7 protein-coding genes are annotated in these 5997 nt (G+C 52.3%); all 7 read right to left on the reverse strand.

Annotated elements, in window-relative coordinates; all coding sequences use genetic code 11:
* Window positions 1-871, reverse strand: an 871-nt coding sequence (locus VEI96_10575) for a hypothetical protein (GenBank protein ID HXX58434.1), incomplete at its 3' end; no start/stop codon positions are given.
* A gap of 21 nt (window positions 872-892) precedes the next feature.
* The gene (locus VEI96_10580) at window positions 893-1537 is read right to left on the reverse strand and encodes a hypothetical protein (protein HXX58435.1); all 645 of its coding nucleotides are present in this window, start codon (window positions 1535-1537) and stop codon (window positions 893-895) included.
* Between the two features lie 68 nt (window positions 1538-1605).
* Window positions 1606-3900, reverse strand: a complete 2295-nt coding sequence (gene pilQ / locus VEI96_10585) for a type IV pilus secretin PilQ (protein HXX58436.1) — start codon at window positions 3898-3900, stop codon at window positions 1606-1608.
* Window positions 3897-4436, reverse strand: coding sequence for a pilus assembly protein PilP (locus VEI96_10590; protein HXX58437.1), 540 nt, complete (start codon window positions 4434-4436; stop codon window positions 3897-3899). Before VEI96_10590 ends, pilQ begins: the two co-directional genes overlap by 4 nt.
* Window positions 4437-5063, reverse strand: coding sequence for a type 4a pilus biogenesis protein PilO (gene pilO / locus VEI96_10595; protein HXX58438.1), 627 nt, complete (start codon window positions 5061-5063; stop codon window positions 4437-4439).
* Window positions 5063-5602, reverse strand: coding sequence for a PilN domain-containing protein (locus VEI96_10600; protein HXX58439.1), 540 nt, complete (start codon window positions 5600-5602; stop codon window positions 5063-5065). Before VEI96_10600 ends, pilO begins: the two co-directional genes overlap by 1 nt.
* The coding region (pilM, locus tag VEI96_10605; GenBank protein HXX58440.1) for a pilus assembly protein PilM at window positions 5599-5997 on the reverse strand (399 nt) is incomplete at its 5' end. The genes VEI96_10600 and pilM, both read right to left, overlap by 4 nt.

The following is a 5997-nucleotide window of genomic DNA, read 5'->3' on the forward strand; positions in this document are numbered from 1 at the left end:
TTACGGTGCTGACCGTTACCGGTTTCAGAAAGAGCGTAATAATGTTGAATGCGCCCGTATCCGACTGAGCGGTAATGTTTAAGACGCTTGTAATGTTTGAAAGGATGGTAGGGTCAACGACTATCGTAGTCGTCGCCTGACCTACATTGTTCGTTGTCTTGACGTTTCCGTCCGGAAAGATAAGGTCACAGACACTGCTGCCGTCGCTGCACTTCGCCGCGGGGTCTGTTCCGACCTTAAAGGGTCTGTCGGCTCCGAAGGTGACCTGGCTGCCCGATACGAGAAAAGAACCGTTCATGACTGTCGCCCTGATAAGGCGGCTATTGTCATTTGCATTTTTTAACATCGTAAAGTCAGCCGGTTCATCAAAGGTTCCGTCACCGTCATCCACGTCGAGAGTCAGTGAAGGTGTCAGCTGTGAGACGCTCTGCGGAGAGAAGAATACAGTCTTCCGGTCCCTTAAAAGGCCGGCTCCAGAACTTACCTCAACCTCGATCGTCACAAAGCCGGAAGTGGTAGAGGAAAGTCTCATCGTCGCTATGCCGGCGCCATTCGTCACGGCGCTGGTTGAAGCGGCTGTTTTTATGCTACTTGTTTTAGCGGACGCAGGGCTAAAGGTTCCGGTAAGAGAGAGGTTTGTGAAAGTAACTTGAGTGAACGGGACAGGCATTCCATTGCCATCGAGGACCTTCGCCTCAAGCGAAATGGATGAGTTCGTCTGTGCGACAGACTGAGAGGGAAAGAGTTGAACGAGAGAGGCTGTACCGGGATTCTCTCCCGCAGGTACGACACTATTGCTGGCACTGTTGCCGCAGCTGTTCGCACCGAGGGATAATGCCAGCAACGCCACTAGTAAAAAGATTTTTTTCATCTTATCCTCCGGAATCTAAGTTCATCCGCAATAATTAAAGCTGCCTATCTGAAAGTTCGTCTGTGTCTGCCAGGTAAAACTCTTCCCGAACTCGTTATGCCCAACAAACGTGTACGTTGCCGTATAGTTGTTCAGGATATTCGTCGTATACTGACCGCTCTGGATATCCGAGAGGTATTTGAATTTGCGCGTCAGGTCTACGAGAATGAGGGTCGCCGTCGTTACCGCTGTCGCACCTGCAGAAGCGGGCGTAGTTGGGGGAGCGATGGCGATGGTATTAAATACCGTATCCGACTCGATAGGCGGCGCGCCTATGGAATCGTTGGAGCGCCGGTAATCGATGGTATAGTAATCGACGAAGAGTGTTCCGAGCTGGAAGGTAGAACGGTTGTTTATGGGACTCACCGTGAAAGTGACGGTTGCGAGGTGGTCCGCGAAAAATTCAAAGACCGGAGGAGGCCCGGCCTCGCAGACCTGTTGCACGACATCGACTGAATAGGTGGCTGCGCCATTGTAGAAAGGCACGGCAGTGATTTCCGCAGTCACCCCTGTGTCCTCTGAACCGGTGCTCCCCGGCTGTCCCGGGCCGCTGCTGCCGCACCCGAAGACAAGCATGGACAAAAACAATGAACAGCACATGAACAATACCAATGACTTCCTATTCATTTTTCCTCCTTCAGTCATTCTCTCTATAACCAATAATCCGTGCATACGTATAGTCTCGATCATTGCGCCTACGGTCTCTCGAGTATCTTCGGCGTTATGAATATGAGAAGCTCCTGCACATGTGTTTGCGGCGCGATACTCTTAAAGAGCCATCCGAGAACAGGGATATTCATGAGGCCCGGAACTCCCGTATTCGCATCTGTTTCTGTTTTCTTGTAAACACCGCCGATAACCAGCGTCTCCCCGCTCTGGACGAGAACTGTCGTCCCACTCTCTATCTTCGATGTCCTCGGCACGAGAGATCCACCGATATTGACTTGCCCGATAACATCTTCTTTCCTCACGAGAACCGCCATGCTGACCGAACCGGCTGGGGTTATATGGGGTGTCACCTCGGTGATAAGCACGACATCTTTGTAATCGGTCGTTATCTGGCCCGACTGTGGCTCGACCTTCGGATAGGGTTCGCTCGTGCCCTGCATTATCCTCGCCAGGATATTATCGGTCGTAACAACCCTCGGGTTAGAGATTATTCTGCTCCTGCCGACCTTCTCGAGGGCATCGATCTGTAGGTCAAGACCGACCGTCTTTGATGGATTCATCAATCCGAAAGTGAAACCTGAACCCGAACCCGCGGCGGATGCGCCGGAAGGAAGGTCGACCAGGAATGGCTGGCCGGTGAACACACCTTTGGTGAGGGAAGGGAAACCCGTGAAAGCCGCGAGGGCGTTCGATGCACTTATCGATAACCCCCATTGTATACCCAGTGCCTTCACATCATCCGTATTTACTTCAACGATCCTCGCCTCGATCATCACCTGGGGAGTGGGCCTGTCGAGGGTCTTGAGGAGATCTTCCACCCTCACGATGGCCGATCGGGTATCCGTAATGACCAGGGAACTCGTCCTCTTGTCGATACTCATGCTCCCCCTGGGACTGAGTATCTTTGCATCTTTAATCGAGTCCCTTACCCGTTCCATGTCGCCGTAGCTAATGGGGAAGATTATCGTTTCGAGATCCTCCGCCCTTATTTCAGCCTCTTTTGCTCGGGCCCTTTCCTCGCTCTCTCTCGCAAAGACGGCATGAGGCGCTATCCGTATGATATTGCCTTCCACACTCTCGCCGAGGGAGAAGGTTCTCAGGATGATATCAAGAGCCTGGTCCCACGGCACATTTATCAGTTTCAGGGTGAGCCTGCCTTTGACCTCCGGGCTCACGACTATGTTATATCCGCTGATGTCTGAGAGGAGCCTGAATATCGGTACGATATCCGCATCCTGAAAATCGAGGGATATCCTCTCTCCCGTGTACCTTCCCTCAGCGATGGTTTCGGGTACCTTTGTTTCGATAACCTCGCCGGTGTTCTGGGAGGCGGTCATCTTCTGACCGTTTTTCTTTTCCTGCATCGCCGTCTTCTTCTGCTCCGGTTCCTTCTGTTCGCGAGGAACTTCCGGTCTGGCAACGGCCATCCCGGTGCCGCTGCCCTGAATGGCAACGACGACGCTATTGCCAACGGATGTGACATCGAACCCCTTCATCTCCCTGAGGTCCAGAACGAGTCTCGTCCTGTCTTTGTGCTTTCCGGCCCTCACTCCCTTGACAGGGCTGATAACGGTCGAAGGCATTCTCGCCTTCAGAGTCACGTCAGGGATATCGATGACAATCCTATCCTTCAGAGTGAAGACCGCAGGGTTCATGGACCCGTCGCCCTTTATGATGAGATTGACAACCCCGTCCTTCTGGGTGAAGTAGATATCGGTAATCTCTGTCGCTCTCGATGAAGGAGCGGTTTCTTCCGCATTCCGGCTCACCTCTTGTTTCTGGGCCCCAACGCTTTCGTCGCTGGTTCCCTGCGCCCCGGCCTTCTCATCAGGATCCGGTCCGCCAACAGGGCCCCCGGCAGTTATCGGGTCGGAGGGCGGCGCTCCCGCGGCCATCGCTCTCACCCGCTCCCCGTTTCCTTTCACTCTCAGGGTGAGGGTGTTATCATGATAAAGCGGTTCTACGTCGAGAGGAGCCTGGAGCAGGACCTCGATCTTCGTCATAGTCTTCGGCGATACCGTTTCAGTGGCCGAGACCTCTGAGAAACCTGCATGTCGTGAAACTATCCGGTCCTTGAACTGGCCGACGCTCACATCGGGCATATCAATCGTAAGCCGGTAAGGGTCGGAGGGTTTGTAGATGGAGTATACGAAGGGACCACTCGCCTTTATCTCAAGGAGGTCATCTCCTATCGTGATATCTGTTATAACCGGAACTGCCGCTGAGGGGGGATCCTGCCTGACCCCGCCCGAACTCGCACATCCCCCCAGGATACTCATCATGGTTATAATCGATGCCAGGATAATAATTTTCGTCTTCATTCTCCCTCCTCCTTACGGAGTTTCAATATTGTATCCTTGTGTTGCAATTCACCCTTATAATCTTTCATCGTCTCCCTCACGACGACGCTGTTCTCGTCTATCCTGATGACCTTGCCTCCGTATGCACCGAGCGTCATGCCCTCTCTGACAGTGTAGTATTTGTTGTCGGTGAATTGAACCATCGCAAAGTGTTTCTTCTTGTCCCAGGCGATCGCGAGCACCTTTATCGCGCTCAGGTCGTTCGCCTCGAGGGGCTTCAGTCCCTTTTTCTTCTTCTCGGCCTCCTGTTCCTTTTTTGACGCATCGATGATGGAAAGAAACGGGTCTCTCCTTCCCTTCGGGTCATACAGGTAGGTCTCAGACTCAACCTTTGTTTCCTCCTTCTGCGCGGCAACCACCTCACTCTTCTGCGGCTCGGTTGCCGCAGACTTACGGACCTGCTTCTGCTCCGTCTGACCGGCGGGTTTCTGCTGTTCCTGCCCGCAGGCGAAGAGCGATATCGCAAGAATGATTATTGCCGCCAGAACCCTCGCCATCTATTTGCCCTTATCCTTTTTCGCGGCTGCCCCTTTTGCCGCGATTTCGCTTTCCGGAATTGCCGAGAATGTGGTCGCCTTGAAGGCGATTTTATCGATCGCTTCATCTCTTTGGGACTTCGGATCGCTAATCTTAATGTCGGAGATATTCACGATCCTGTTCAGCTTCGTAAGGCTGCTGAAAAATATGCCGAGGCTGTGGTACCCCCCGGAGAGTTCGACCGAGACAGGGATTTCATAAATAATCCCACCGGGATAATCTTTCTTCTGCTCGGGCTTCCATGAAAGGATTTTTAACCCCGACCTGATACCGAGGTCGGACACCTGCTTCAGCAGCCCCGAGACCTCTTTCTCCTCGGGCAGCTGTAATTTCAGTTCCTCAAGCCTCTTTTTCAGTTGTTCGTTCTCGATCTTCAGCGTCGAGAGTCTCGCTGCCTTCGCACGGTCCTTTGCTATTTCATTCTCCTGGTTCGTTATTTCGGCCCTGAGTTTCTGGATCTCCTGGTATTTCGGGAGTATCAAAAAGAAGCAGACGAGAAAAGCGATGATGAAGGCGACTACGGCCAGAGCGATGATCTTTGCTCTTGCCGACAGGCCCTTGATGTCGAAATTGAGTTTCAGTGCCATTACGATAATACCTTAAAGGTTAATTTGAAAGAATAGAGCGGAATCTTTTCTATCTCGGTCTGTTTTGACTCCTGCAGATAGATATCGGAAAACTTGTTCGACTTCTTGAGGTTGTCCACATAGGCAACGACGTCCGCATTGGTGAACCCGAATCCGTCGATATTCACATTGCCCCCAGAAATTGTCAGAGACTGCAGCCAGATTCCCGCAGGCAGATCCCTGCTGATCTCATCGAGCATCATGGCGGGGATATTCTGGTTCCTCCTGAGTTGTTCTATCACCTTCGTTCTCTCGTCGTACGTCTTGTTCAATTTTTCGAAGTCTTCCACTTCCTTTATCTTTTCCTTGAGATCCACGATCTTCTGCTTGTTCGTCTCGACGGTCTTCTTTGCCGACTGGAGGTTTGCATCGTAATAGAAAAAGAGATAGGCAAGGGCGATCAGCAGAATGAGGATGACAAAGGTGCTCGTTATGACGAAAGCGGAAAGAGGTTTCGCCTTTTTCTTCCTCTTGACGGGCAGGAGGTTAATCCGTATCATCTGTCTCCCTGCCTCCTCATGGCAAGCCCGACAGCAACGGCTGCTATAGGCGCTACCTCCTCAATAAAAGAGGAATCGAACTTTGAGGGTATATGAATGTTCCGAAACGGCTCTGCCGGACTGACTTGCACGCCTATCTTTTCTGAGAGGCGCGCTGCGAAATCCTGTACGAGGGCAGACCCTCCGCTTAGAATCACTTCTCGGATCTCGGGCTGCTGCGAAGAGCTCCTGAAGTAGTCCATCGATCGAGAAACCTCGGTGAAGATTTCCTGAGATGCGTTCAGCATCACGGGGTGTGCTTCTTCAGGCCTCACCTTATCCAGGGCCTCACCCCGTTTCAGTCGTTCAGCCTCTTCATAAGTCAGGTTGAATTCCTTCTGGAGCGCCTCCGTATG

The sequence above is a fragment of the Thermodesulfovibrionales bacterium genome (assembly GCA_035622735.1).
GTDB lineage: Bacteria > Nitrospirota > Thermodesulfovibrionia > Thermodesulfovibrionales > UBA9159 > DASPUT01.